Annotated in this window: 24 protein-coding genes; 20 read left to right on the plus strand and 4 right to left on the minus strand. The window is 66.8% G+C overall.

The genetic code is table 11. The annotated features are described in order from the left end of the window. Positions 1-3: 3 nt before the first annotated feature. Positions 4-1,353, minus strand: coding sequence for an aminotransferase class I/II-fold pyridoxal phosphate-dependent enzyme (locus tag OH146_RS00845; protein WP_265156419.1), 1,350 nt, complete (start codon positions 1,351-1,353; stop codon positions 4-6). A 61-nt stretch (positions 1,354-1,414) separates the two neighbouring features. Here OH146_RS00845 and pdxS point away from each other — a divergent pair, with 61 nt between their 5' ends. The 10 genes from pdxS to OH146_RS00895 all read left to right on the plus strand — a co-directional run bounded on the left by pdxS (position 1,415) and on the right by OH146_RS00895 (position 11,626). Further along, the gene (pdxS, locus tag OH146_RS00850) at positions 1,415-2,302 is read left to right on the plus strand and encodes a pyridoxal 5'-phosphate synthase lyase subunit PdxS (RefSeq protein WP_265156421.1); all 888 of its coding nucleotides are present in this window, start codon (positions 1,415-1,417) and stop codon (positions 2,300-2,302) included. Then, positions 2,253-2,915, plus strand: coding sequence for a pyridoxal 5'-phosphate synthase glutaminase subunit PdxT (pdxT, locus tag OH146_RS00855; RefSeq protein WP_265156423.1), 663 nt, complete (start codon positions 2,253-2,255; stop codon positions 2,913-2,915). The genes pdxS and pdxT overlap by 50 nt, the downstream gene beginning before the upstream one ends. 38 nt (positions 2,916-2,953) lie before the next feature. Further along, a complete protein-coding gene (locus tag OH146_RS00860) occupies positions 2,954-3,712 on the plus strand; it encodes a YebC/PmpR family DNA-binding transcriptional regulator (RefSeq protein ID WP_265156425.1) in 759 nt (252 codons plus the stop codon). A 9-nt stretch (positions 3,713-3,721) separates the two neighbouring features. Beyond that, complete coding sequence (gene ruvC / locus OH146_RS00865; RefSeq protein ID WP_265156427.1) at positions 3,722-4,306, plus strand: crossover junction endodeoxyribonuclease RuvC; 585 nt, start codon at positions 3,722-3,724, stop codon at positions 4,304-4,306. Next, positions 4,303-4,926, plus strand: a complete 624-nt coding sequence (gene ruvA, locus OH146_RS00870; protein ID WP_265156429.1) for a Holliday junction branch migration protein RuvA — start codon at positions 4,303-4,305, stop codon at positions 4,924-4,926. Before ruvC ends, ruvA begins: the two co-directional genes overlap by 4 nt. Before the next feature lie 38 nt (positions 4,927-4,964). Beyond that, positions 4,965-5,972 (plus strand): Holliday junction branch migration DNA helicase RuvB, encoded by a 1,008-nt coding sequence (gene ruvB / locus OH146_RS00875; RefSeq protein WP_265160576.1) that lies wholly within the window; start codon positions 4,965-4,967, stop codon positions 5,970-5,972. A gap of 74 nt (positions 5,973-6,046) precedes the next feature. After that, entirely contained in the window at positions 6,047-6,388 is a 342-nt protein-coding gene (gene yajC / locus OH146_RS00880; protein WP_265156431.1) for a preprotein translocase subunit YajC, read from the plus strand. Between the two features lie 88 nt (positions 6,389-6,476). Next, complete coding sequence (gene secD, locus OH146_RS00885; protein WP_265156434.1) at positions 6,477-8,309, plus strand: protein translocase subunit SecD; 1,833 nt, start codon at positions 6,477-6,479, stop codon at positions 8,307-8,309. Beyond that, positions 8,309-9,304, plus strand: a complete 996-nt coding sequence (gene secF, locus OH146_RS00890) for a protein translocase subunit SecF (protein WP_265156436.1) — start codon at positions 8,309-8,311, stop codon at positions 9,302-9,304. Before secD ends, secF begins: the two co-directional genes overlap by 1 nt. Before the next feature lie 75 nt (positions 9,305-9,379). Then, the gene (locus OH146_RS00895; RefSeq protein WP_279348662.1) at positions 9,380-11,626 is read left to right on the plus strand and encodes a RelA/SpoT family protein; all 2,247 of its coding nucleotides are present in this window, start codon (positions 9,380-9,382) and stop codon (positions 11,624-11,626) included. Here OH146_RS00895 and OH146_RS00900 read toward each other — a convergent pair. The 3 genes from OH146_RS00900 to OH146_RS00910 all read right to left on the minus strand — a co-directional run bounded on the left by OH146_RS00900 (position 11,616) and on the right by OH146_RS00910 (position 14,346). After that, complete coding sequence (locus tag OH146_RS00900; protein WP_265156438.1) at positions 11,616-12,173, minus strand: type IV toxin-antitoxin system AbiEi family antitoxin; 558 nt, start codon at positions 12,171-12,173, stop codon at positions 11,616-11,618. The genes OH146_RS00895 and OH146_RS00900 overlap by 11 nt on opposite strands. Before the next feature lie 85 nt (positions 12,174-12,258). Then, positions 12,259-13,491, minus strand: a complete 1,233-nt coding sequence (locus tag OH146_RS00905; protein ID WP_265156440.1) for a DUF349 domain-containing protein — start codon at positions 13,489-13,491, stop codon at positions 12,259-12,261. A 75-nt stretch (positions 13,492-13,566) separates the two neighbouring features. After that, positions 13,567-14,346 carry a peptidylprolyl isomerase gene (locus OH146_RS00910; RefSeq protein ID WP_265156442.1) on the minus strand — a complete coding sequence of 260 codons (780 nt, stop codon included), beginning with the start codon at positions 14,344-14,346 and terminating at the stop codon, positions 13,567-13,569. Between the two features lie 97 nt (positions 14,347-14,443). On the opposite strand from OH146_RS00910, the gene OH146_RS00915 reads away from it, so the two are divergent. The 10 genes from OH146_RS00915 (at position 14,444) to aroB (ending at position 25,214) form a co-directional block, all read left to right on the plus strand. Beyond that, entirely contained in the window at positions 14,444-15,778 is a 1,335-nt protein-coding gene (locus tag OH146_RS00915; RefSeq protein ID WP_265156443.1) for a replication-associated recombination protein A, read from the plus strand. 178 nt (positions 15,779-15,956) lie between these two features. Further along, positions 15,957-16,586, plus strand: coding sequence for a 30S ribosomal protein S4 (gene rpsD, locus OH146_RS00920; RefSeq protein WP_265156445.1), 630 nt, complete (start codon positions 15,957-15,959; stop codon positions 16,584-16,586). Between the two features lie 187 nt (positions 16,587-16,773). Further along, entirely contained in the window at positions 16,774-17,001 is a 228-nt protein-coding gene (locus OH146_RS00925) for a hypothetical protein (protein ID WP_265156447.1), read from the plus strand. Between the two features lie 71 nt (positions 17,002-17,072). Next, positions 17,073-19,730 (plus strand): alanine--tRNA ligase, encoded by a 2,658-nt coding sequence (gene alaS / locus OH146_RS00930; RefSeq protein ID WP_265156449.1) that lies wholly within the window; start codon positions 17,073-17,075, stop codon positions 19,728-19,730. Positions 19,731-19,732: 2 nt separating this feature from the next. Beyond that, complete coding sequence (gene ruvX, locus OH146_RS00935) at positions 19,733-20,209, plus strand: Holliday junction resolvase RuvX (protein ID WP_265156451.1); 477 nt, start codon at positions 19,733-19,735, stop codon at positions 20,207-20,209. After that, the gene (gene mltG, locus OH146_RS00940; RefSeq protein WP_265156453.1) at positions 20,193-21,506 is read left to right on the plus strand and encodes an endolytic transglycosylase MltG; all 1,314 of its coding nucleotides are present in this window, start codon (positions 20,193-20,195) and stop codon (positions 21,504-21,506) included. The genes ruvX and mltG overlap by 17 nt, the downstream gene beginning before the upstream one ends. Beyond that, entirely contained in the window at positions 21,499-22,335 is an 837-nt protein-coding gene (locus OH146_RS00945) for a shikimate dehydrogenase (RefSeq protein WP_265156455.1), read from the plus strand. Before mltG ends, OH146_RS00945 begins: the two co-directional genes overlap by 8 nt. A gap of 40 nt (positions 22,336-22,375) precedes the next feature. Then, positions 22,376-23,587 (plus strand): chorismate synthase, encoded by a 1,212-nt coding sequence (gene aroC, locus OH146_RS00950; RefSeq protein WP_265156457.1) that lies wholly within the window; start codon positions 22,376-22,378, stop codon positions 23,585-23,587. Between the two features lie 8 nt (positions 23,588-23,595). After that, positions 23,596-24,144: a shikimate kinase gene (locus OH146_RS00955; protein WP_265156459.1), complete on the plus strand. Its 549-nt coding sequence runs from the start codon at positions 23,596-23,598 to the stop codon at positions 24,142-24,144. After that, complete coding sequence (aroB, locus tag OH146_RS00960; RefSeq protein WP_265156461.1) at positions 24,141-25,214, plus strand: 3-dehydroquinate synthase; 1,074 nt, start codon at positions 24,141-24,143, stop codon at positions 25,212-25,214. Before OH146_RS00955 ends, aroB begins: the two co-directional genes overlap by 4 nt. The last annotated feature ends 119 nt before the right edge of the window (positions 25,215-25,333 follow it).

The raw sequence follows: 25,333 nt of genomic DNA on the forward strand, positions 1-25,333 counted from the left end.
GGGTCAGGCGGTGTGGAGGACGGTCTCGACGGCGGCCGCGATGTCCGTCGCGAGCCGGTGCGCATCTTCATCGTCGAGATCGTGGACGGTGAGGCGGAGGTGGTGAGCCGCCGAATCGTCGGCGAGCAGAAACTCGTCGCCGGGACGGACCAGCCAGCCGCGGCGCATGAGCTGCTGGGTGACGGCGCGGGCGGGCGCGGGCAGCGGCAGCCACACGCTCAACCCGTCGCCGGGACGGCACGGGAGTCCTGCAGTGCGCGCGTGCTCCGCGAAGGCGGCATTGCGCGCGGAGTAGTGTTCGGCGGCGCGTTCGACTCCCGCCATGACGTCCGCGTCGTCGACGAGCGCGACGACGAGCCGCTGCAGCAGGTGGCTCACCCATGTCGATCCCGGCGTCAGGCGTTGCGCGAGCCGATCCGCGGTCTTCGCATCGCTCGCTGTGATCGCGAGGCACAGGTCAGGACCCAGGAACTTCGAGACCGAGCGGATGAGCGCCCAGCGCTCGTGCTCGGAGCCGATGATGGAGACGTAGGGGCGGCGGGAGAGCATCGAAAAGTGGTCGTCCTCGATCACGAGGATGTGCGGATGCTCGGCGAGTGCCTCCCGCAGCGCCGCGGCTCGTTCCGGGGTGAGGCTCGCGCCCGTCGGGTTGTGTGCGCGTGGTGTGCACACAATTGCGCGGACGCCGGCCTCGAGTGCCGCTTGGAGGCCGTCGACCGTCATGCCCTCCTCGTCCACCGGGATCGGATGCGGGCGGTATCCGCCGACATGGACCGTACGCAGCGCCGAGAGGAAGCAGGGGTCCTCGAGGCCGACCAGGTCACCGCGAGTCAGTGCGTCTGCGAAGAGCCGTTCGAGGGCGTCGACTGCTCCGCCGGTAACGGTGAGCCTCAGTTCCTCTTGATGCCTCAGGTCCTCTGCCATCCACGCGCGAGCCCACCGCTCGAGGGACGGATCGATCGTCGGCTCGCCGTACAGTACGGGGCGCCCGGCGAGCGTTGCGAGGGCGGGGGAGAGGTCTGGAATGAGCGTCGGGTCGGGGTTGCCGTTGGCGACATCGCGGAGCACCGAGTCCGGCGCGTAGCCCTCGAGCGGCACAATGGCGCGCGTCGCGATGCGAGTTCCGCCACGGCCGCGAGTTTCTACTGCGCCGGCCCGGCTGAGCAGCCGGTAGGCGGCGACGACGGTGTTCCGGTTGACCCCGAGGTCTTCCGCGAGGGCGCGGACGGGTGGGAGTGCGTCGCCTGGGGCGAGGATGCCGCGGTCGACCAGGGTACGGATGCTCTCAGCGATCTCCGCAGCAGACTCGCCCGTGATGGGGCTCGTCCCCAGGCGTGCGTCTCGAATCGTCACCTGTTCAGTGTATGGGTCATGCCATGCTACGGTTTGGCCTAAGTCAAACAGAGGAGCTGTTATGTCAACCGCGGTCGGAACTGCCCGGGTCAAGCGAGGGCTCGCCGAGATGCTCAAGGGCGGCGTCATCATGGATGTTGTGACGGCCGAGCAGGCGCGCATCGCCGAGGGGGCGGGTGCCGTCGCCGTCATGGCTCTCGAGAGGGTTCCGGCGGACATCCGCGCGCAGGGCGGCGTGGCGCGGATGAGCGATCCCGGCCTCATCGACGAGATCATCGCATCCGTCTCTATCCCGGTCATGGCGAAGGCGCGAATCGGGCACTTCGTCGAGGCGCAGGTGCTGCAATCACTCGGTGTCGACTACATCGACGAGTCGGAGGTGCTGAGCCCGGCCGACTACGTCAACCACATCGACAAGTGGCCCTTCACGGTGCCCTTCGTGTGTGGGGCGACGAACCTGGGAGAGGCGCTGCGCCGGATCAACGAGGGAGCCGCCATGATCCGCTCGAAGGGCGAGGCGGGCACAGGGGATGTCTCGGAGGCGACCAAGCACATCCGCACTATCAAGCGCGACATTGCACGCCTCACGTCCATGAGCGACGACGAACTCTATGTCGCGGCGAAGGAGCTGCAGGCGCCCTACGACCTCGTCCTCGAGGTTGCCAAGACGGGCACCCTCCCCGTCGTCCTCTTTACCGCGGGCGGCGTCGCAACCCCGGCGGATGCCGCGCTCATGATGCAGCTCGGAGCCGACGGGGTATTCGTCGGCTCCGGCATCTTCAAGTCGGGGAACCCAGAGAAGCGGGCCGCAGCGATCGTCAAGGCGACCACCTTCTACGACGACCCTGCCGTCATTGCCGACACGTCGCGCGGCCTCGGGGAGGCGATGGTCGGCATCAATGTCGCCGACCTGCCCGCGCCGCACCGGCTCGCCGAGCGTGGCTGGTAGCGGGAGCGCTGCGTCACCCGCAGTCGGAGTCCTGGCTCTTCAGGGCGACTTCCGCGAGCATCTCGCTGTCCTGCACGGGCTGGGGGCGGACGCGCGAGTTGTGCGGACGGCCAGGGACCTGGCCGCCGTTGACGGGCTCGTCATCCCGGGTGGCGAGTCGACAGTGATCGACAAGCTCTCGCGAAGCTTCGGGCTCGCGGAACCGATCAGGGAGGCCATCGGGATGAGGATGCCCGTTTACGGCACCTGCGCGGGACTCATCATGCTGGCCGACCGCATTCTCGACGCCGCCGCCGGACAGTGCTCCTTCGGAGGCATCGATGTCGCCGTGCGCCGAAACGCCTTCGGTAGCCAGGCTGACTCCTTCGAGAGTGACATCGCGGTGCCGGAGCTTGGCGATCCGCCCGTGCATGCGGTCTTCATCCGGGCCCCCGTCGTCACTGAGGTGGGCAAGGGTGTGACCGTGCTGGGGTCGCTCGACGATGGTCGAGTCGTCGCCGTGCGCCAGGGCAACCTCATGGGCACGTCCTTCCATCCCGAGGTCACTGATGACCACCGCTTCCATGCGCGCTTCCTCGAGCTGGTGCGCGGGTGGAGCGCGCTGCGCGCCTGACGCGGGGGCGCGAGCGGCGCCTCGCTAGAATGTTCCCCATGTCAGGGCACTCCAAGTGGGCAACCACGAAGCACAAGAAGGCGGTCATCGACGCTCGGAGGGCCAAGTCCTTCGCGAAGCTGATCAAGAACATCGAGGTCGCGGCGAAGATCGGCGGAGCCGACCTCTCCGGCAACCCGACACTCGTCGATGCCGTGCAGAAGGCCAAGAAGACCTCGGTGCCCAACGACAACATCGATCGCGCCATCAAGCGCGGCGCAGGGCTCACGGGCGAGTCGGTCGACTACACGACGATCATGTATGAGGGCTACGCGCAGGGCGGAGTGGCCCTGCTGATCGAGTGCCTCACCGACAACAAGAACCGGGCTGCGGCCGAGGTCCGCACGGCGATGACGCGCAACGGCGGCAACATGGCCGACCCGGGCAGCGTCGCATACAACTTCAACCGTAAGGGCGTCGTCTCGGTCACGAAGACCGACGGGCTCTCGGAGGACGACGTGCTTCTCGCGGTGCTCGACGCGGGGGCCGAGGAGGTCGTCGACCGGGGCGCGGGATTCGAGATCATCAGCGATCCGTCCGATCTCGTGGCCGTGCGCACCGCCCTTCAAGAGGCCGGCATCGACTACGACTCGGCCGAGGCGGAGTTCGTGCCGAACCTCAACGTCGAGATCGACGCCGATACGGCGTGCAAGGTCTTCAAGTTGATCGATGCGCTCGAAGACAGCGACGATGTGCAGAACGTCTTCTCCAACTACTCGGTGTCGCCGGAGACGCAAGCAGAACTCGACGAGGACTAGGCGCGAGTCATGAGCACGCGCATCCTCGGGGTGGATCCGGGGTTGACGCGCTGCGGCATCGGCGTCATCGATGTCCTGAGCGGTCGACGTGCCGCCCTCGTCGATGTCGGGGTCGTGCGCACGCCGCCCGACATGCCTCTCGAGCGGCGGCTCCGCGTGATCGCCGACGCGCTCGATGGGCTCATGGATGCGCATGCTCCCTCAGCGGTTGCCCTCGAGCGCGTCTTCGCGCAGCACAACCTGAAGTCCGTCATGGGCACGGCGCAGGTGAGCGGGGTTGTGCTGCTCGCCGCCGCCCGGCGTTCCCTCGCGGTCGGCCTGCACACGCCCTCCGAGGTGAAGGCTGCAGTAACCGGCTACGGATCGGCCGATAAGAAGCAGGTGGGGCACATGGTGGCGCGGATTCTCGGCCTCGACGCGCCCCCGACACCGGCGGATGCCTCCGACGCGCTCGCCCTTGCCCTGTGCCACGCCTGGCGCGGTGCCGGACCGGAAACGAGCAGAACCGATGCGTCGACTCCCGCCCAGCGAGCGTGGCGCGCCGCCGAGCGTTCCGCGGCAGTGTCGCAGGCGCCTCGTAGGCTGGAGTCATGATCTCCTCCCTTCGTGGCTCGGTGCTGTCGGTTCTGGGCACGACGGCGGTCGTGGAGGTCGGGGGAGTGGGGCTCGCCCTCACGGTGACGCCCGATCATGCGGCGTCGCTGCGGGTGGGCTCGGAGGCGAGCATCCGCACGGCGCTTGTCGTCAAGGAGGATGACCTCTCGCTCTTCGGTTTCGCCGACGCCGATCGGCTCGCGGTCTTCGATCTTCTCCGCGGCGTGACGGGGGTCGGCCCAAAGTCGGCGATGGGGGTCTTGTCGGTCATGTCGCCCGACGACGTCGCCCGCGCTGTGCACGAGGAGGACGACGGGGCGTTCCGCAAGGTCTCGGGCATCGGCCCCAAAACCGCGAAGCTCATCGTCGTGTCTCTTGCGGGCAAGGTCGTGGCCGCGCGGACGGAGCCGCGATCCAGCGCTGTTCCCGTGGATGCCCGCGCAAAGGTCGTCGAGGCGCTCGTCGGTCTCGGCTGGAACGAGCGGGCCGCCGCGAAGGCCGCAGACGACGCGCACGACCTGGTGGAGCCTAGCAAGGCCGATAACGTGCAGGCCCTTCTGCGGGTCGCGCTATCGGCACTCGGCCCGGCCGCGAGCTCGTCGCGGGTGGATGCGCGATGAGCGGTGAGGTCGAGGGTTTCGAGCGAGGTCGCGAGTCGATGACGGACGCCCAGTCCCAGTCGCAGGCGGAACTGGCCTTCGAGGGCGCGCTGAGGCCTAGGTCACTCGGCGAGTTCGTCGGGCAGTCGAAGGTGCGCGCGCAGCTCGAGCTGCTGCTCGACGCGGCAGCGCTGCAGAAGCGCACGCCCGACCACATCCTCCTGGCCGGCCCTCCCGGACTCGGCAAGACGACGCTCGCCATGATTGTCGCCGAGGAGGGTGCACGACCGCTGAGGCTTTCCAGTGGTCCCGCGATCCAGCATGCGGGCGACCTCGCGGCCCTGCTGTCGTCCCTCGTTCCCGGCGAGGTGCTCTTCATCGACGAGATCCACCGGATGGCGCGATCGGCGGAGGAGATGCTCTATCTCGCGATGGAGGATTTCCGCATCGACATCATGGTCGGCAAGGGTGCTGGCGCGACATCCATTCCCCTCGATCTCGCTCCGTTCACGTTGGTAGGGGCCACGACGCGTTCCGGACTGCTTCCCAATCCTCTGCGCGACCGCTTCGGTTTCACGGCTCACCTGGAGTTCTACTCCGATGCCGAGTTGGGTGATGTGATCGCCCGCGCCGCGCGACTGCTCGAACTTGAGATCGATGCCGAGTCACGTGCCGAGATCGCGGGACGCAGCCGCGGCACACCGCGCATCGCCAATCGCCTTCTGCGCCGCGTACGCGACTACTCCCTCGTTCATCGGGTGGAGGGTATCGAGGCGGTCCGTGCCGCCCTCGCTCTCTACGATGTCGACGATCTGGGGCTCGATCGGCTCGACCGCGCCGTGCTGACTGCGATCATCCGGCAGTTCGACGGGGGGCCTGTCGGGTTGAGTACCCTCGCGGCCTCCGTGGGAGAGGAGGCCGAGACGATCGAGTCCGTCGTCGAGCCCTTCCTCGTGCGAATGGGGCTTCTCGCGCGCACTCCGCGCGGTCGCACCGCGACGCGACACGCCGTCGCCCATCTCGGGCTGGCGCCGCGTGAGGCGACGCTCTTCGGTGAAGGCCTGTAAGATCTCAGGGTCGCCTGAAGGCGATGTCCTGGCGCTTCATACGCCTCCTCAGCTCCGGAAGGTTCTCCTCCAGCATGCCAATTGACCCGCTGATTCTCGTAATGCTGGCCGTCCTGGCCCTCTTCATCTTCGTCCAGTTCCGTTCGACGAAGAAGCGCCGGGAGGAGCAGGAGCAGCTCCAGTCGAAGATGGTCCCGGGCGCCGAGGTCATGACGCAGTTCGGTGTCTTCGGAACGCTGCTCTCGGTCGATGAGGAAAAGAACGAGGCCCTCATCGAGACCACGCCGGGCACGGTCATCCGCCTGCACCGTCAGACGATCCTCAAGGTCGTCGAGGACGAGACCGAGGCGGCCGAGGCGGATGGCGTGTCGGACGCCGATTCGCAGCCGAACGGCAAGGATGACGAGAAGCACTAGTCTTTTGTGGGCTTGCCAGCTGCTGGCGAGCCGACCCGAACTGATCCGTGGCGGACGCGCCACCGGAGCATAGAAAGCTGAGTTCCAGGTGGCAGCACCACGATCGACCCCGGCCAGGAAGGCCTGGCGTTCCCTGAGCTGGTTGGCGGTCATCATCGCCGGGCTGATCGGCCTCAATCTGGCCGGTGTGCTGTGGCAGGGCTCGGGATGGGCGCCCAAGCTGGCTCTTGACCTCGAGGGCGGGACCCAGATCATCCTCGCCCCGCAGCTCGAGAGCGGGCAGCAGGTCTCGAGCGAGCAGCTCGACCAGGCGGTAGCGATCATCCGTCAGCGCGTCGACGCTTCGGGTGTCGCGGAGGCCGAGGTCAACACCCAGGGCGCGCAGAACATTGTCGTCTCGATTCCGGGAACCCCCGATCAGGAGACGCTTGACCGCATCGAGTCCTCGGCCAAGCTTGAGTTCCGACCGGTGCTCCAGATCGCCGCGGCCACGGATCCGACCATGACCACCGAGGATTCTGGCGAATCTGTCGAGGGCGACAGCGGCGGCACCGAGACCGAAGGGGAGGAGGAGCCCGCCGCATCGGTTTCCCCCTCCGCCGGTACGGGCGAGGGCGGCGGTGCGGTGTCTACCGAGGCGGAGCCCTCCGCATCGCCCTCCGCCTCCGCCGCCGACGAGGTCGTAGAGCCCTCACCGTCGCCGACGGATGCGAGCGACCTGGCGTGGATCACCGCCGAGCTCCAGGAGGAGTTCACGAACTTCGAATGCTCGCAGCTCGACGAGTCCGGAGCCAATGTCGCCCCGGCGGGTGAGCCGCTCATCACCTGTGACGACACGGGCCAGCTGAAATACATTCTCGGGCCGGTGGAGGTATCCGGCGAGGACATCGCGGATGCGAGCCACGGCATGGTGGCAAACGCCCAGGGCGTGAGCACGGGCCAGTGGGGCGTCAACATCGTGTTCGACAGCGAAGGCACGGAGCAGTTCGGCGAGGTCACGACGCGCCTGTACTCGCTCACGGGCGTGCAGAACCAGTTCGCCATCGTGCTCGACGGCCGCGTTATCTCGGCGCCGACCACCAATGCTGTCATCACCAACGGCAAGCCGCAGATCACGGGCAACTTCACTCAGGAGACCGCCAAGACGCTCGCTGACCAGCTCAAGTTCGGCGCCCTCCCGATCGGCTTCGAAGTTCAGAGCACCGAGACCATCTCGGCGACCCTCGGTGAGAGCCAGCTCTGGAGCGGTCTCATCGCGGGCTTCATCGGTCTCGGGTTGGTCGTCGTCTACTCGCTGTTCCAGTACCGCACGCTCGGTTTCGTGACAGTGGCCTCACTCATGGTCGCCGCTGTCATCACCTATCTCGTCATCAACCTACTCTCGTGGCGAGAGGGCTATCGGCTCTCGCTCGCGGGGGTCGCGGGTCTCATCGTGGCCATCGGCATCATTGCCGACTCCTTCATCGTGTACTTCGAGCGCATCAAGGATGAGCTGCGCGACGGTCGGGCTCTCGGTTCGGCGGTCGAGGCCGGGTGGAAGCGCGCGATTCGCACAGTGCTCGCTTCCGACACTGTCAACTTCCTCGCAGCGTCGATCCTCTTCCTCCTCGCGATCGGCAACGTGCGAGGTTTCGCGCTGACGCTCGGCATTACGACGCTCATCGACCTGGTCGTCGTCGCGCTCTTCACGCATCCCGTGCTGCAGTTGCTCGCTAAGACTCGCTTCTTCGGCGAGGGCCACCCCCTGAGCGGCCTCGACCCCAGGGCGCTCGGCGCCGTGTATCGCGGCAGGGCCACCTTCCGCGAGCCGCTGGGTGGCGGCAAGCGCGCCGGCAGCAGCCGCGAGGCTGCACGCAGACAGACGATCGCCGAGCGTAAGGCCGCCGCCGACGTCGCCGGATCGAAGGGCAAGGAGTCCTGATGGCCAACTTCACCAAGTTCGGCAACGACCTCTACACCGGCCGCCGGTCGATCGATTTCGTCGGTCGTCGCCGTCTCTGGTACGTCATCGCGGCGCTCGTCATTGTCGCCGCCGTCGTCGGCCCGTGGCTGCGCGGCGGTTTCGACTTCGGGATCGAGTTCCGCGGGGGCTCGCAGTTCCAGGTGGAGCGCAGCAGCGAGTTGAGTCAGCCCGTGGGTGAAGAGGCGGTGACAAGCGTCGTCGATGATGCTGTCCCGCGCGTGACGGTCATCGGCACCGACACCGTGCGGGTGCAGACGGACACCGTCACCGACGACGAGGCCTTCGAGATTCGTACGGCTCTCGCTGACGCCTACGGCGTCCCCCTCGATCAGGTGAGTTACTCCTACATTGGACCCACGTGGGGTGCCGACATCACGGCGCAGTCCATCCGGGCGCTCGTGGTGTTCCTCGTTCTCGCGGGCGTCGTCATGGCCCTGTACTTCCGCACCTGGAAGATGTCCGTCGCCGCCCTTGCCGCGCTTGCCCACGACCTCATCCTCACGGCCGGTGTCTATGGCATCCTCGGCTTCGAGGTGACTCCCGCCGCCGTGATCGGCTTCTTGACGATCCTGGGGTATTCGCTCTACGACACCGTCGTGGTGTTCGACAAGGTCCGCGAGAACACGGCGGAGGACGGGGAGGCCTCTCCGCGAACATTCGCCGAGTCCGTCAACCTCGCGGTCAATCAGACCCTCGTGCGGTCGATCAACACGTCGGTGGTCGCCGTACTGCCCGTCGCAGCGATCCTCTTTATCGGGTCATTCGTCCTCGGCGCCGGCACGCTGCGCGACATCTCGCTTGCCCTTTTCATCGGAATCCTCGCGGGTGCCTATTCGACGATCTTCATCGCAGCTCCCGTGTACAGCCACCTGCGCGAGCGCGAGCCTGCCATCGCAAAGCAGACAGAGCGCATCCTCGAGGCTCGACAGGTCCAGACTGCCTCGGTCAAGTAGTTCGCCCCTCGTCGCGGCAGCTGAGCTTCAGGGTGGGAATGATAGTTTTGGCTCCACGACATCGCGGGAGGTGAGATGACGGAGGTCACGACCCCCACGTCTGCCACGCGGCGGATGCTGCTGCCGCGTCTCTTCTCGCGCGCTCAGCACGTCGGTGCCATCGAGAACCTCATTCGAACGGTCCGAACTCACCACCCGCGGGCGGATGTGGAGACGATCGAGCGGGCGTACCGCGTCGCCGAGGTCGCTCACCAGGGGCAAAAGCGCAAGAGTGGCGAGCCCTACATCACGCATCCGGTCGCGGTCGCGCAGATTCTCGCCGACCTGGGGATCGGCGCCAAAACCGTAGCGGCGGCTCTCCTGCACGACACGGTGGAGGACACCGACTACACCCTTGACATGGTGCGCAAGGACTTCGGGGACGAGATCGCGATGCTCGTCGATGGGGTCACGAAGCTCGACAAGCTCAAGTACGGCGACAGCGCGCAGGCAGAGACAGTGCGCAAGATGGTCGTTGCGATGTCGAAGGACATCCGCGTGCTCGTGATCAAGCTCGCGGACCGCCTGCACAACGCGCGCACGTGGGGCTTTGTCTCCTCGGAATCGGCCAAGCGCAAGGCGCAGGAGACCCTCGAAATCTACGCGCCCCTCGCCCACCGGCTGGGCATCCAGGCGATCAAGTGGGAGCTCGAGGACCTGTCGTTCGCCGTATTGCACCCCAAGCTCTACGTCGAGATCGAGAGTCTCGTCAAGCAGCGCACGCCGCAGCGCGAGGAGTTCGTGCACCAGGTCATCGACGCGGTGAGCGAGGACCTCAAGGCGGCACGAATCAAGGGCAAGGTCGTCGGGCGGCCCAAGCAGTACTACTCGATCTACCAGAAGATGATCCTGCGCGGTCGTGAGTTCGACGAGATCTACGACCTGGTGGGCATCCGAGTGCTCGTCTCATCCGTGCGCGACTGCTACGCCGTTCTCGGCTCCATCCACGCGCGCTGGACTCCCATTCCCGGCCGCTTCAAGGACTACATCGCGACACCCAAGTTCAACCTGTACCAGTCGCTTCACACGACCGTCATCGGCCCCAAGGGCCGGCCCGTGGAGATTCAGATCCGCACCGAGGAGATGCACCAGCGTGCCGAGTACGGTGTTGCGGCGCACTGGAAGTACAAGGAGCGCATCGCGGGTGGGCGTTCCTCGGAGGCACCGCCTGTCGGCGACTCCGACATGGCGTGGTTGGCCCACATCTCCGACTGGCAGGCTGAGACGGCGGATCCTAGCGAATTCCTCGACTCGCTCCGCTTCGAGATCGGCGCCAAGGAGGTCTACGTCTTTACGCCGCAGGGGAAGGTGATCGGGTTGCCTGCGGGAGCGACCCCGGTCGACTTTGCCTACGCCGTGCACACGGAGGTTGGTCACCGCACGATGGGTGCCAAGGTCAATGGCCGCCTCGTTCCGCTCGAGAGCGAGCTCTCAAGCGGCGACGTGGTCGAGGTCTTCACCTCGAAGAATCCGGATGCGGGGCCGAGCCAGGGCTGGCTCACCTTCGTCAAGTCGACCCGGGCCCGCAACAAGATCCGCCAGTGGTTCACCAAGGAGCGCCGTGACGAGGCGATGGAGCAGGGCAAGGACGCGATAGTCCGCGCCATGCGCAAGCAGAACCTCCCGCTGCAGAAGCTCATGAACCAGGGTGTGATCAGCGAGGTCGCCGCCCAGTTGCGCTACGACGATGTGTCGGCTCTCTACGCGGCAATCGGTGAGGGTCACGTCTCGACCCAGTCGGTGCTGGAGAAGATCGTGTCGACAGTGCAGGTCGAGAGTGACGCGGAGGAGGAGTTCACGATCTCCCGCACGCGCGGGAAGCGTCGCACGGCCGGGAACTCGGGCGTCCTTGTGAAGGGCGCTCCCGACATCCTCGTGAAGCTCGCGAAGTGCTGCACTCCGGTGCCAGGTGACGAGATCATGGGCTTTGTGACCCGCGGTGCTGGCGTCTCCGTGCACCAAGCCTCGTGCGTCAACGTCGCGTCGCTCATGAATGAGCCGGAACGCGTCGTGGACGTCGAGTGGGCCCCCTCATCGACAAGCGTCTTCCTGGTGCAGATCCAGGTGGAGGCTCTCGACCGTTCGGGTCTGCTCTCGGACGTGACGCGGGTGCTCTCGGAGCACCACGTGAACATCCTCTCGGCCACGGTCACGACGTCGACAGATCGGCTCGCGATCAGCCGCTTCGTGTTCGAGATGGGCGACACAACCCACCTCGACCGCGTGCTCAATGCTGTGCGCCGTATTGACGCCGTCTACGACGTCTACCGGGTCACGACGTAGGGCAGGGGTCGGCGATGAGGGCAACGCGCTCGAGGGCTCGCCGTTTGCCCGCGAGCTTATAGCGTGTCTCGATCTCACTGCGGAGGGTCGACACCTCTAGGCGGTTGTCCGCGAGGAGCTGGCGGATGATGCGTTCCGATTCGACCCCGTAGTTCTCGTCGCGGATGAGGTCGATTGCAGTGCGTAGCGGTGTCGTGACGGCGACGCCCGCAATTTCTTGCACCTCGAGGGGCGTGATCACGACCTCGCGCAAGACGAAGCGGCGCGATGCGGACGCGCGTGACCGCGCTGCGAGGGAGACACACAGCTCGTGGATAGCGGGGGGACGAGGGATGGCCCCGTGAATCCATGCCGCTGTTGCTCTCTCAGCGATGATCCTTGGCTGGATCATGGACGCGAGTGAGCGCGCCCGAAGGTGCGGCTGCTCGAACTCGTCGATAGATGCGAAACCCTCGCCGAGCGCGTAGATTTCACCGTCGAGGCGAGCAGCGTGGAGCTCAGGGAGGGGGAGGTCGAGTTCCGTGAGGATGGGGGCGAGGCGGGGCATTCCTCTATCGTGCTCTTGGCATTGAATGCCTGAGTGGCTCACCGACAATCTGTGGAGAACCTCCTCGATGTCCTGCTGAGGACGATCAGTCCGCGACCACTCCGAGCCACGCTCGGCGAGCGTCGAGAGCTTCCTGCGCTGCCGCAATCCTCTCAGTGTCGCCGCTCTTGCGCGCATCATCAAGATCGCGTTCGAGCTGAGCGATAGCCGCCTCGAGCTGTGCTGCGAGGCCCTCCGCGCGGGCCTTGCGCTCGGGATTGTTGCGTTGCCAATGCTCTTCTTCGAGCGCGCGAACGGCGGCCTCGATCTTGCGCAACCGGTCTTCGACCGACTTCATCTTCGCCCGGGGCACCTTGCCGACCTCGTCCCAACGCTGCTGAATCGATGTCAGCGCAGCTCGCGCGGCGGTCCGATCCTTCTCCTTCAAGAGCGGCTCCGCCTCGCTCAGCAGGGCCTCCTTCTTGGCGAGGTTCTCTTCGAACTCGGCGTTCTCGCGAGCATCCACCTCTGCCTTGGCTCCGTAGAGGGCGTCACCCGCGGCCTTGAACTTCGCCCACAGAGCGTCGTCCTGCTTCTTGCCTGCGCGCCCCGCGCTCTTCCATGCATCGAGGAGGCGGCGATACTCCGGGATGCCCTCTGCCCCCCGGGAAGTGAGGGCCTCGGCGGCCGCAATGAGTTCCTGCTTGCGCGCCCTCGCCTGCTTGTGAGATTGGTCGAGATCGGCGAAGAACGCCTTGCGCTCGGTCTCGAGGGTCGAGCGTGCCGCGCGGAAGCGCTTCCACAGCTCATTCCCCTCCGCCTTGGGGAGACGCGGACCGGTCTGCTGGTGGGCCTTCCAGCGGGCAAAGAGATCGTCGATGGCCGCCGTGGCGTGCTTCCACTGGATCTTCGACGGATCCTGCGCCGCGAGTTCCTCAATCTCTGCCACGAGAGAGGTGCGGTAAGCGATTGCCTCATCGAGGGCTGCGCGGTCTTCGGCCTCCTGCTTCTCGGTGAGCTCGTCGGCGACGCCACCGAGAGCTTCGAGGCGAAGGCGCAACGCCGCGAGGTCACCGACGGCGTTGGCCGTCGTGACGCTCGCGAGGAGGGCATCCACCGCCTTGGCCACGTCCGTGCCCGGGGTTCCGCGCTTGATGCGCTGCTCAAGCAGCGTCACCTGGCCGGCGAGGTCGACATACTTGCGTTCGAAGTAGGCGAGCGCCTCCTCCGAGGAACCGTCTGGGTACTGGCCGACGACACGCTCGCCGTCCCCCTCGCGCACATAGACGGTGCCCGTCTCATCGACGCGGCCCCACGGGGTCTCGTTGTTGTTCGTCACTGCCTCACCTTGCTGCCGGGGCCGACATTCGCCGTCGACCGCGAACTAGCCTATTGCACGCGCTATCCGCGGCAATCAGTCGAGGGTGACTCCCGTGATCGTCGTGGCAACGACGGGTGCCCCGTCGTTCTCGGACGACCCCGGCACCACGCCGGCATCCGTGATCTCGCTCTTCAGCGTTTCGAGGCCGGAGGTGATGCGACCGAGCACGGTGTAGCCGCCAGCCGCATCAGAAGGGATGGTCGTGTCCTCGTACACGATGAAGAACTGCCGACCGTTGCTCTCGGCGTCACCAGATGCGCGTGCCATTGCGATGGTCCCGGCCGTGTAGAGGTCGCCGGCGGGGGCATTCTCGATCGGGCCGAACTGGAAGCTGGGGTCGCTCGCCCCAGTGCCGTCCACCGAGCCGCACTGGAGCACGTAGAAGCCCCCGTCCGTCAACCGGTGGCACGACTTTTCAGGGTAGTAACCCTCCTGCACACCCTGCACGAATGCGGCGACCGCCTGCGGAGCTGCAGCGCCGTCGAGCTCGATGCCGAGCTCGACGTCGTTGAGCGTGAGCGTGCCTGTCCAGGTGCGATTCTCCGCGAGCTCGGGGGAGGGCACCACCGACTCCGCTGCAGCCGAGGGTGAGGTCGTCGGCGAAGGTTCGGGTGCGCCAGGGCCTGTCGTGAAGAACGCCACCTGCGCAACGACAGCAAGGACGACGACGGCGAAGGAAGCGGCGATTGCGACAATGTTGTCGCGGCGGCGGCGTTTGCTGCGCTGCTCGTTGACGGCTTGCCGAGCCTGATAGAGGCGGAGGCGCTCCCGCGCCTCGCGCGCCTGCTTGTCATTGCTCCTGCTTGGTGCCACTGGTCCTCCGACTCGCCGTGATTGCCACGAGAACCCTAGCCGACCGCGCGCTCGTTGCATGACTGGCGCGTCGGAGGGGGGCCGTAGCATTGCGTCCATGAATGTCGCGCCAGGCCTTTTCTCCGGGTCGACACCGCTTGCGGTACGCATGCGACCGAGGAACCTCGATGAGGTCGCGGGTCAGCGGCATCTGCTCACTCCTGGGTCCCCGCTGGTGGCCCTGGCCTCGAGCTCGGGCGAGCAGGGTGCCGTCTCGCTCATCCTCTGGGGTCCCCCTGGAACGGGCAAGACCACGATCGCGCAGGCGATCGCGCACAGCTCCGGCCGGCGCTTCGTCGAGCTCTCGGCCGTCACGGCCGGGGTCAAGGACGTGCGAGAGGTCATGGAGACCGCTCTCTCTCAGCGCGATCTCTATGGCCAGTCGACTGTGCTGTTTCTCGACGAGATCCACCGCTTCACCAAGTCCCAGCAGGATGCTCTGCTCCCCGGGGTCGAGAACGGCTGGGTGATCCTCATCGCCGCCACGACGGAGAATCCCTCTTTCTCGGTCGTCTCGCCTCTTCTCTCGCGTTCCCTGCTTCTCACTCTGCAGCAACTCAGCGATGAGGACCTCGGGATGCTCATTGATCGCGCCGTCGCGGACGAGCGGGGACTCGCGGGGCGATTCGCGCTGACGGACGAAGCTCGCGGCGACCTCATTCGGCTCGCCTCGGGGGACGCGCGGCGAGCACTCACCGCCCTTGAGGCGGCAGCGACCTCAGTAGCGGCGTCCCCTCAAGACGCGGGTGAAGAACATCCGACGATCACGGGAGAGGCGGTCGCGCGCGCGGTCGATCGCGCGCTCCTGCGTTACGACCGCAAGGGCGACGAGCACTACGACGTGATCAGTGCTTTCATCAAGTCAATTCGTGGTTCTGATCCGGATGCCGCGCTGCACTATCTCGCGCGAATGATCGAGGCGGGGGAGGATCCGCGCTTCATCGCGCGCCGCATCATCGTCCACGCCGCCGAAGACATCGGCATGGCGGATCCGAACGCGCTCGTGGTCGCGACATCCGCCGCGAACGCCGTGCAGCTGATCGGAATGCCGGAGGGGCGCATCCCGCTCGCCGAGGCCGTCGTGTATCTCGCTACGGCACCGAAGTCGCCCAGCATCATCAGAGCGATCGATGCCGCGATCGGCGACGTGCGGGCGGGCAAGAGCGGTCCGGTTCCCAAACACCTCCGCGACGCGCACTACGCGGGCGCGAAGAAACTGGGACATGGCAAGGGGTACCTCTACCCGCACGATGCGCCGCTCGGTGTCGTCGAACAGGACTACCTGCCGGCCTCTCTTCGAGGCCGTCGCTACTATGAGCCCACCGAGCACGGTAACGAACGCGATGTCGGCGCCCGACTTCAGAAGCTGCTACGTATCATCCGCGGCGGGTGATACGATGGTGGATGCCTACAGTGGGTATTCGTGCACGGCTGCCTCGATACCAAACGCTGAAGGGGCTGGTCCTTTAGCCGGACGCCCCACGGCACCATCCCTCTTCTGAATCGTCCGCGGGTGTTTGCCTGCGGTACCACTGCCTGAAGACTGATGACGTCTGTATCGAAAGGAAATCGTGTCTACCAAGTCACGTACTCGTAGCAAGACCAAGCTCTCCCGCGCGCTCGGCATCCCCCTGACCCCCAAGGCGGCCAAGGGCTTCGAGAAGCGCCCTTACGCTCCCGGTGAGCACGGCCGCACCAAGCGCAAGACCGACAGCGACTACGCGGTCCGCCTTCGCGAGAAGCAGCGCCTTCGTGCCCAGTACGGCATCCGCGAGAAGCAGCTTCGCATCGCGTTCAACGAGGCGCGCCGCACGGACGGCCTGACGGGTGAGAACCTCGTCGAGCTGCTCGAGATGCGTCTCGACGCGATCCTCGTCCGTGCCGCGATCGCCCGTACGACCGCTCAGGCGCGTCAGATGATCGTGCACCGCCACATCATCGTCGACGGCCAGCGCGTCGACCGCCCGTCCTTCCGCGTGAAGCCGGGCCAGCTCGTCGGCGTGCACCAGCGCAGTGAGGGCATGGAGCCCTTCCAGGTCGCGGCGGCCGGCGGCCACGTCGACCTCCTCCCCAAGACTCCGGCCTACCTCGAGGTTGAGCTCGACAAGCTCCAGGTGCGTCTCGTGCGTCGCCCGAAGCGTGCTGAGGTCCCCATCACGTGTGAGGTCCAGCTCGTCGTCGAGTACTACGCCGCGCGCTAGTTCTCGCCTCCAGCAGAAAGCGGGTCGCCCTGTGGCGGCCCGCTTTCTGCATTCACGCCTCCCGATCGAGGGCGTCGTGCGCTCCCACATCCGGCGCCCGACCGTACACGCTAGGCTTACACGGGTGCGATCGGGGCTCATGGGCCTTTCGTCGCGACCCACGACGACAGATCAGAAGGAGCCAGGCATGAAGAACCTCGTGATGCTCATCATCGGCGTCGGCATCGGTTTCGTCGCCGCACACCAGATCAACAAGACGCCCGAGGGTCGACGATTCTTCGAAGAGGTCGACAGCCGGGTGGGCGAATTCACGGGCGCCGTCGTCGACGGGTATCGGGCCCGCGAGGCTGAGCTCCGCGCCGCCGTCGCTGAGGCTGAGGAGACGATCGCCGACCTCAAGCGCTCGCAGGGCTGACACGAGTCCGCAAAGCAACCTCGGGAGACCGAGGACCAGAACCATCAGGAACCAAGACCCACCGGGAACCAATGCAGACTGCTGACCTCCGCCAACGCTGGCTCGACTACTTCGCGGAACGCGGCCACACGGTCGTGCCTTCCGCGTCCTTGGTCAGTGATGACCCGACGCTCATGTTCACGGTTGCCGGAATGGTGCCCTTCATTCCCTATCTCTCGGGGCTCATCCCTGCCCCCTATCCGCGTGCGACGAGCGTGCAGAAGTGCATCCGCACCCTCGATATCGAGGAGGTCGGCAAGACGACCCGGCACGGCACCTTCTTCCAGATGGCCGGCAACTTCTCCTTCGGCGACTACTTCAAGGAACAGGCGATCAGTTTCGCCTGGGAGCTCCTCACGAAGAGCGAGAGCGAGGGTGGTCTCGGATTTGAGGAGCGGGACCTTTGGGTCACCGTCTACGAGGAGGACGACGAGGCCATCGAGCTGTGGAAGCGCGTGGCCGGCCTCCCGGAACAGCGCATTCAGCGTCTCGGCAAAGCCGACAACTACTGGCATACGGGGCAGCCCGGCCCCGGCGGCCCCTGCTCGGAGATCTACTTCGACCGCGGGGCAAAGTACGGCGCCGAGGGCGGGCCAGCGGCGGATGATTCGCGCTACCTCGAGATCTGGAACCTCGTCTTCATGCAGTACCTCCTGGACGACGTGCGCAGCAAGACGGATTTCTCCGTCGTGCGGGAGCTGCCGAAGAAGAACATCGACACGGGTCTCGGCGTCGAGCGTGTCGCCTTCCTCAAACAGGGCGTCGAGAACATGTACGAGATCGACCAGGTGCGCCCCGTGCTGGATCGCGCCGCCGAGATCTCCGGCCGCCCTTACGGTCGCGACCACGGAGACGACGTCCGGATGCGCGTGGTCGCCGATCACGTGCGCTCCGCGCTCATGCTGATGGCTGACGGGGTGACCCCGTCGAACGAGGGCCGCGGCTACATCCTGCGCCGCCTGCTCCGCCGCTCGGTGCGGGCCATGCGGCTCCTCGGCGTCGACGTCGCCACGTTCCCCGAGCTTTTCACCACCTCGCGGGACGCGATGAAGGCGGCCTATCCCGAGGTGGAGAAGAGCTACGACCGCATCGCCCGTCTCGCCTACTCGGAGGAGGAGAACTTCCTCGGGACTCTCGCGAGCGGCACGAGCATCCTCGATCTGGCCGTCTCGAAGACGCGCGAGGAGGGGCGGCGACAGCTGCCGGGGGACACAGCCTTTCTGCTTCATGACACCTTCGGCTTCCCGATCGATCTGACGCTCGAGATGGCGGAGGAGGCGGGCCTGACCGTGGACCGTGGGGCCTTCGACGCCCTCATGGCGGAGCAGCGCAATAAGGCGAAGGCCGACGCGAAGGCCAAGAAGACGGCCCTCGCTGACCTCTCGGTGTACAGCGACTTCCGCGCGCTCGGGGAGACTGTCTTCACGGGCTACGACTACCTGCAGACTGAGACGCGGGTGCTCGGCATCATCGTCGACGGTGAGTCGGTGTCCCGAGCGGTGGCAGGCCAAACGGCGGAGGTCATCCTCGCCGAGACCTCGCTCTACGCGGAGTCGGGCGGCCAGGAGGCGGATGCCGGCACGATCGTCGGCGCGGGATTCGAGCTCGACGTCCTCGACGTGCAGAAGCCCGTCAAGGGTCTCGTGAGCCACCGCGTCGAGGTGCGCACAGGTGAGGTTGCGGTGGACGATGCGGCGACGACGATCGTCGACCCGGATTGGCGGCGCGGCGCGACGCAGGCCCACTCGGCAACCCACCTCATCCATGCTGCGCTCCGACAGGTGCTCGGCCCGGATGCGCACCAGTCGGGCTCCTACAACAAGGCCGGCTACATGCGCCTCGACTTCGGGTGGAACCAGGCGCTCTCACCCGAGACGCGCAGCGAGATCGAGGAGATCGCGAACGTCGCGATCCGGCGTGACCTTCCCGTGGAGACGCGGGTCATGCCCCTCGACGAGGCGAAGGCCCTGGGGGCGATGGCGCTCTTCGGCGAGAAGTATGGAGAGACGGTGCGGGTCGTCGACATCGGCGGACCCTGGTCGAGAGAGTTGTGCGCGGGAACGCATGTCTCCAGCTCTGCGCAGGTGGGGCTCGTCAATCTCGTGAGTGAGTCCTCGGTGGGTTCCACCAATCGCCGCGTCGAGGCGCTTGTCGGCATCGACGCCTTCCGTGAGCTCGCCACCGAGCGCGCCATCGTGTCCCAGCTGACGTCGAACCTGAAGACTCCGCGGGAGCAGCTCCCGGACCGGATCGCCGAGCTGCTCTCCTCGCTCAAGGCGGCGGAGAAGCGTATCGCCGAGTTCGAGTCGGCTGCTCTCGCGCAGCGCGTTCCGGATCTGGCCGCCTCAGCGGTGCGTCGAGGCGACTTCTCGGTCGTGAAGGCCGACGTGGGCTCGCTCGGCTCCTCCGATGACCTGCGGAGCCTCGTGACATCCGTTCGAGCACGCCTCGGCAGTGACGCTGCCGTCGTCGCGCTAGCCGGTGTGGTGGGCGGCAAGCCGTCCGTCATCGTCGCAGCGAACGACGCCGCCCGCGACCGCGGCGTCAAGGCGGGACCGCTCGCGAAGGCTGCAGCGGGAGTTCTTGGCGGCGGCGGAGGCGGCAAGGACGACCTCGCCCAGGGCGGCGGAACGAATGCCGAGGCTATCCCCGCGGCACTTGACGCCGTCGTTGACGGGCTGCCGAACTGAGCATGCGTGCGGGGGTCAGGCTCGGTGTCGATGTAGGTCGCGCCCGCATCGGTCTGGCTCGGTCCGACCTTCATGGGATGCTCGCGACGCCCGTCGAGACGGTTCCCCGAGGCGAGGGCGATGTCGCCACCATCGCGGCGGCAGCCCGCGAGTTCGAGGCGGTAGAGGTCGTCGTCGGTCTCCCGCTGTCGCTCTCTGGGGCGAGCACGGCGTCGACCGAGGACGCACGGGCATTCGCACTCCTGATCGCTCGCGAGGGCGTACCGGTACGGCTCGTGGACGAACGCCTTTCGACGGTCACGGCCCAGCAGGCCCTGCGCGCGAACGGCAGGACTTCTCGCAACTCGCGCGCGGTCGTCGATCAGGTGGCGGCCGTTATAATCCTCCAGCATGCCCTCGACGCCGAGCGGTCATCGGGGAAGGCCCCGGGGACCGTCGTCGACCCGCACGAAGGACACGTGGATGCCCCAGGACAATGACGCCCGCAGGCCCGACGATTCGTCGGGCGACGAACTCGACTGGGATTCCATCTTCACGTCGCAGCCGGAGCCGACAGCCTCGCGGGCGGAGGCTGCGCGTCGCGAGGGGGAGTCGCGGCGGGCGCGACAGGCGGACAGCGCGGGGGAGCCCCTCTCACACCGGGGGGATTTGAGGCGAGAACGCCGGTCCCGCGGCCCGCGAGACTCGCGTCCGCGCCGCCGCGGCTGGATCGGCTGGCTTGTTGCGCTCGTCGTCGTGCTGGGCCTCGGCGCGGGTGCCGTGGGATTCGTGTGGCTCAATTTTGAGGATCAGGTGCGCAGTGTCATGGGTTGGGAGATTCCTCCCGAGGACTACGAGGGCGAGGGCACGGGCGAAGCGACCATTGTGATCATGCCCGGCGATACCGGCGAGGATGTCACGGCGGCCCTTCTCGAGGCCGATGTGATCGCGAGCTACGAAGCGTTCTGGGAGCTACTTCTCAAGGAGAACCCGCAGTTCTTTCCGGGCTACTACATGCTGGCCCAGCAGATGAGCGCTGAGGCGGCTCTCGCGGCGCTTCAGGACCCGGAGAATCGCCTGGAGAACACGGCGCTCATCCAGGAGGGGATCACGGCTGACGAGGTCTTCGAGCTCCTGTCGGCTGCCACTTCGATCCCTGTCGAGGACTTCGAGGCTGCCGTCGCCGACCCCACGGTGTTCGGTGTGCCCGCCGAGGCCCCGAGCATCGAGGGCTACCTCTTCCCCGCCCGTTACACCTTTGATCCAGGAGTCGACGCCACGAGCGTCATCACGACTCTCGTGAACAGGACCTTTCAGTCGCTCGATGCGGCCGGTGTTCCCGCTGAGGAGCGCCACCGGGTGCTCACTATCGCGTCGCTCATCCAGCGTGAGGCGGGTAGCAATGAGGAGGACTTCTACAAGGTCTCGCGGGTCATCCAGAACCGCCTGAACGAGGGGATGGCCCTCCAGTTCGACTCGACCGCGCACTACGGCTACGTGCAGGCTCATGGCGAGCGCGAGGAGGGCGGCGTGTTCAGCACGGAGGACGAGCTGACGGATCCCAACCCCTTCAACACCTATGTGCACACGGGGTTGCCGCCAGGCCCCATCTCCGCCTCGGGCGACCTGGCGATCGACGCCGCAATGCACCCCGCGGAGGGCCCATGGCTCTACTTTGTAGCGGTGAACCTCGACACGGGGGAGACGGAGTTCAACGAGACGCTCTCCGGTCACAATGCTTCGGTGGAGAAGATGCGCGCCTGGTGCCGCTCGACAGGAAGCCCGAACTGTGGCTGAGCGTCGCCTTGCCGTACTTGGGCAACCCATTGCGCATTCGAAGTCGCCGCTCCTGCACGGCGCGGCGTATCGGGAGCTCGGCCTCGACTGGAGCTATGAGCGGGTCGAGATGACGGGGGAGGGCCTGGGAGCCTTCCTCGGCCGTCTGGGAGCAGAATGGCGCGGGCTCTCGCTCACGATGCCCGTCAAGCACGACATCATGCCCTTCCTCGGCGTGCGGCACGAGCTCGTGCGTCTCACCGGTGTCGCGAACACGGCGCTGCTCGACGGCGGGGTGATCCGAGGGTTCAACACCGACGTGCACGGTATCGTCGCAGCATTCCGAGAGGCTGGCGTCGAGGCTGTCACACATGCTCAGATTTTGGGTGGCGGCGCCACTGCCTCGTCGGCCATCGTCGCGGCTTCCCTTCTGGGCGCTCGGCAGGTCACCCTCTCCGTGCGGAGTCCTCAGCGCGCGATGCAGCTCCTGGACCTGGGCCCTCTGCTCGGCATCCGCGTCGACATCGAGCAGCTGGGCGAGCCGCTGAATTCGGTGCCCGACGCCGTCATCAGTACGCTTCCCAACGGCGCCGATCTCGACATGCGTCTTGCGGAGCCCACCGCTCGGCACTCGGTGCTCCTCGACGTTGCCTATGACCCGTGGCCGACCACCCTCGCATCCGCCTGGCAGGCGGGTGGCGGTCGGGTCATCTCGGGTCTCGAGATGCTGCTGCACCAGGCGGTCATGCAGGTGAGAATCTTCACCGGCGGGGATCCCGAGACGCCCCTCCCGGAGGAGTCAGTTGTCATCCGCGCAATGCGCGACGCCGTGGCGGCTCCGTCCCTCTGATGGAAACGGGGCACCTCGCCCCTGTGGGAAGATCGTTCACATGCTTCGTTGGTTGACCGCTGGAGAATCCCACGGACCCGAACTGCTGGCGATCCTCGAGGGGATGCCGGCGGGGGTGCCCGTTTCGCTCGATGACATCCGCGCTGACCTCGCCCGCCGCAAGCTCGGCTATGGGCGTGGGGCGCGGATGAAGTTCGAGGAGGATGAACTCACGATTTCGGGGGGTGTGCGTTTCGGCGCCACGATGGGCAGCCCCGTGGCTGTCCGCATCGGCAACACGGAGTGGCCGCGCTGGGTCGATGTCATGAGTGCCTCTCCCGTCGACCCCGCGACTCTGCCAAAGGGCCGTGGAGCGCCCTTGACGCGACCCCGCCCCGGCCACGCCGATCTGGTGGGGATGCAGAAGTACGACTTCCCGGAGGCTAGGAACGTGCTCGAGCGTGCCAGCGCCCGTGAGACCGCGGCTCGCGTCGCGCTCGGCGCCGTCGCCCGCCGCTTCCTGGCCGAGCTCGGGATCGAGCTCGTCAGCCACACGCTGTCGATCGGCACGGTCCGCGTCCCCGAGGGGCGTGCAGTGCCGGCGCCTGCCGATGTCGATCGCCTCGATGCTGATCCGCTCCGCTGCTTCGACCCCGAGACATCCGAGGCCATGGTCGCCGAGGTGGATCGTGCCCACTCCGATGGTGACACTCTCGGGGGAGTGGTCGAGGTGCTGGCCTACGGCCTCCCGCCGGGCCTCGGCTCCTACGTGCACTGGGACCGCCGTCTCGACGCGCAGCTTGCCGGTGCCCTGATGGGCATCCAGGCGATCAAGGGGGTGGAGGTCGGCGACGGCTTCCTCACGACGACGCGACGCGGCTCGGAGGCACACGACGAACTGTTCCTCGCGGAGGAAGGCATCACCCGCTCGAGCGACCGCGCCGGGGGCACTGAGGGCGGCATGACGACGGGAACGGTGCTGCGTGTGCGGGCGGGCATGAAGCCCATTGCGACAGTTCCGCACGCACTCCGCACAGTGGATGTCGCGGCGGGCGCTCCCGCGGAGGCTCACCACCAGCGCTCCGATGTTTGCGCGGTTCCCGCGGCGGGTGTTGTGGCCGAGGCGATGGTGGCCCTCGTCCTCGCGAATGCCGTGCTCGAGAAGTTCGGCGGAGACTCGGTCGCCGAGACGCGCCGCAACAAGGACGCCTACCTCGAGGCGGTCCCGGCCCCTCTGCGTACGACACCCACATCGGATCCCGGCCTCCTGTGAGCCCTGAGATGGCAACGACGCCACTGGTCACGTTCATCGGCGCCCCCGGTTCTGGCAAGACGCGAATCGGCAAGCGGGTCGCACGCCACCTGGGGGTGCCCTTCATCGACACGGATAAGCGCATCGTCGCGGAGCACGGACCGATCGCCGACATTTTTGAGCGGTTCGGTGAGCCCCACTTCCGTCGGCTTGAGCGCGAGGCTGTCGTGGCCGCGCTGCGCGAGCCTGCGGTGGTGTCGCTCGGGGGAGGCGCCATCATCAGCGCCGACACAAGGGCCGACCTGGCAAAGACCAGGGTCGTGCGTCTCGTCGTGAGCGCGGAGGCGGTCGCCTCGCGGATCACGGGCGGCAAACGGCCGCTGCTGGGGGCGGGAGTCGAGGCCTGGAAGGCCCTTGTGGAGCAGCGGCAGCCGCTCTACGATTCCGTTCCCTCGCGCATCTGGGACACCTCCAGCAGGCCGATCGATCACATCGCCGAGGAGATCGCGGAGTGGGTCGCTGCCGATGCCGGGATTTCGCTTCCCACTTCCGTCGTCACCGAGAGGGGTAGCCTGTGACCAGTACCACCATCTCCGTTGCCGGGGAGACGCCCTACGACGTGGTCGTCGGTAGGGACATCCTGTCGTCGCTCGGCGATCTGATCGGGCCGGACGCCCGCAAGGTGCTCATCGTGCACCCGCCGACGCTCGGGGCCCGGGCCGCGGCGCTGAGGGAGAGCATGCTCGATCGCTACGAGGTGCTGCTCGCCGAGATTCCGGATGCTGAGGCCGGCAAACGCATCGAGGTCGCCGCCTTCTGCTGGCAGGTCATGGGGCAGTCTGATTTCACGCGCAGCGACGCGGTTGTCGGCTTCGGCGGCGGTGCCGTGACGGATCTCGCGGGTTTCGTCGCGGCGACCTGGCTGCGCGGGGTGCGTCTCGTGCAGGTGCCGACGACCCTGCTCGGGATGGTGGATGCCGCAATTGGCGGCAAGACGGGCATCAACACGAACGAGGGCAAGAATCTCGTCGGCTCGTTCTATGCTCCTGCTGGCGTGCTGGTCGACCTGGCGACACTCGAGGGGCTCAGCCGCATGGAGATCCTCGCAGGCTTCGGCGAGGTCGTGAAATACGGTTTCATCGCTGAGCCCGAGATTCTCGACATCATCGAACGTGACGTGGATGTCGCAAGCGATCCGACTTCGGAGGAGTTCCGTCGTCTCGTGGAGCTCTCGATCGGCATCAAGGCGCGTGTCGTCGGCGGTGACTTCAGGGAGGCCGGCCAGCGCGAGATACTCAACTACGGCCACACTCTCGGTCACGCTGTCGAGTTCGCGGAGCGCTACCAGTGGCGGCACGGCGCGGCGGTGTCGGTGGGGATGATGTTCGCGGCGGAACTGGCGCGCCTCAGCGGTCGGCTCTCGGACGACGTCGTGGACCGCCATCGCCGCATCCTCGAGTCCCTGCAGCTGCCGACGACATACCCGGCGGGTCGCTGGAACACGCTTCTCAGTGTCATGAAGCGCGACAAGAAGGCGAGGGGCGACCTGCTGCGCTTCATCGTGCTCGACGATGTTGCCCGGCCCACCGTTTTGGCGGGGCCGGACCAGAGCCTGCTCTTCGCCGCCTATCAGGAGATCGGCGTCTGAGCGGCTAGCATTCGGCAGTCGCGCCTCCCAGCGGCTAAACTCTCTCACCGGCGCATTCGCCCGCTCTCTGTCCGGCCCGTGAGCCGGATCACGTCCCGATCGAACGGAATCCTTCCCTC

Source organism: Homoserinimonas sedimenticola, assembly GCF_026094475.1.
In the GTDB taxonomy this organism is placed as follows: Bacteria; Actinomycetota; Actinomycetes; order Actinomycetales; family Microbacteriaceae; genus Homoserinimonas; species Homoserinimonas sedimenticola.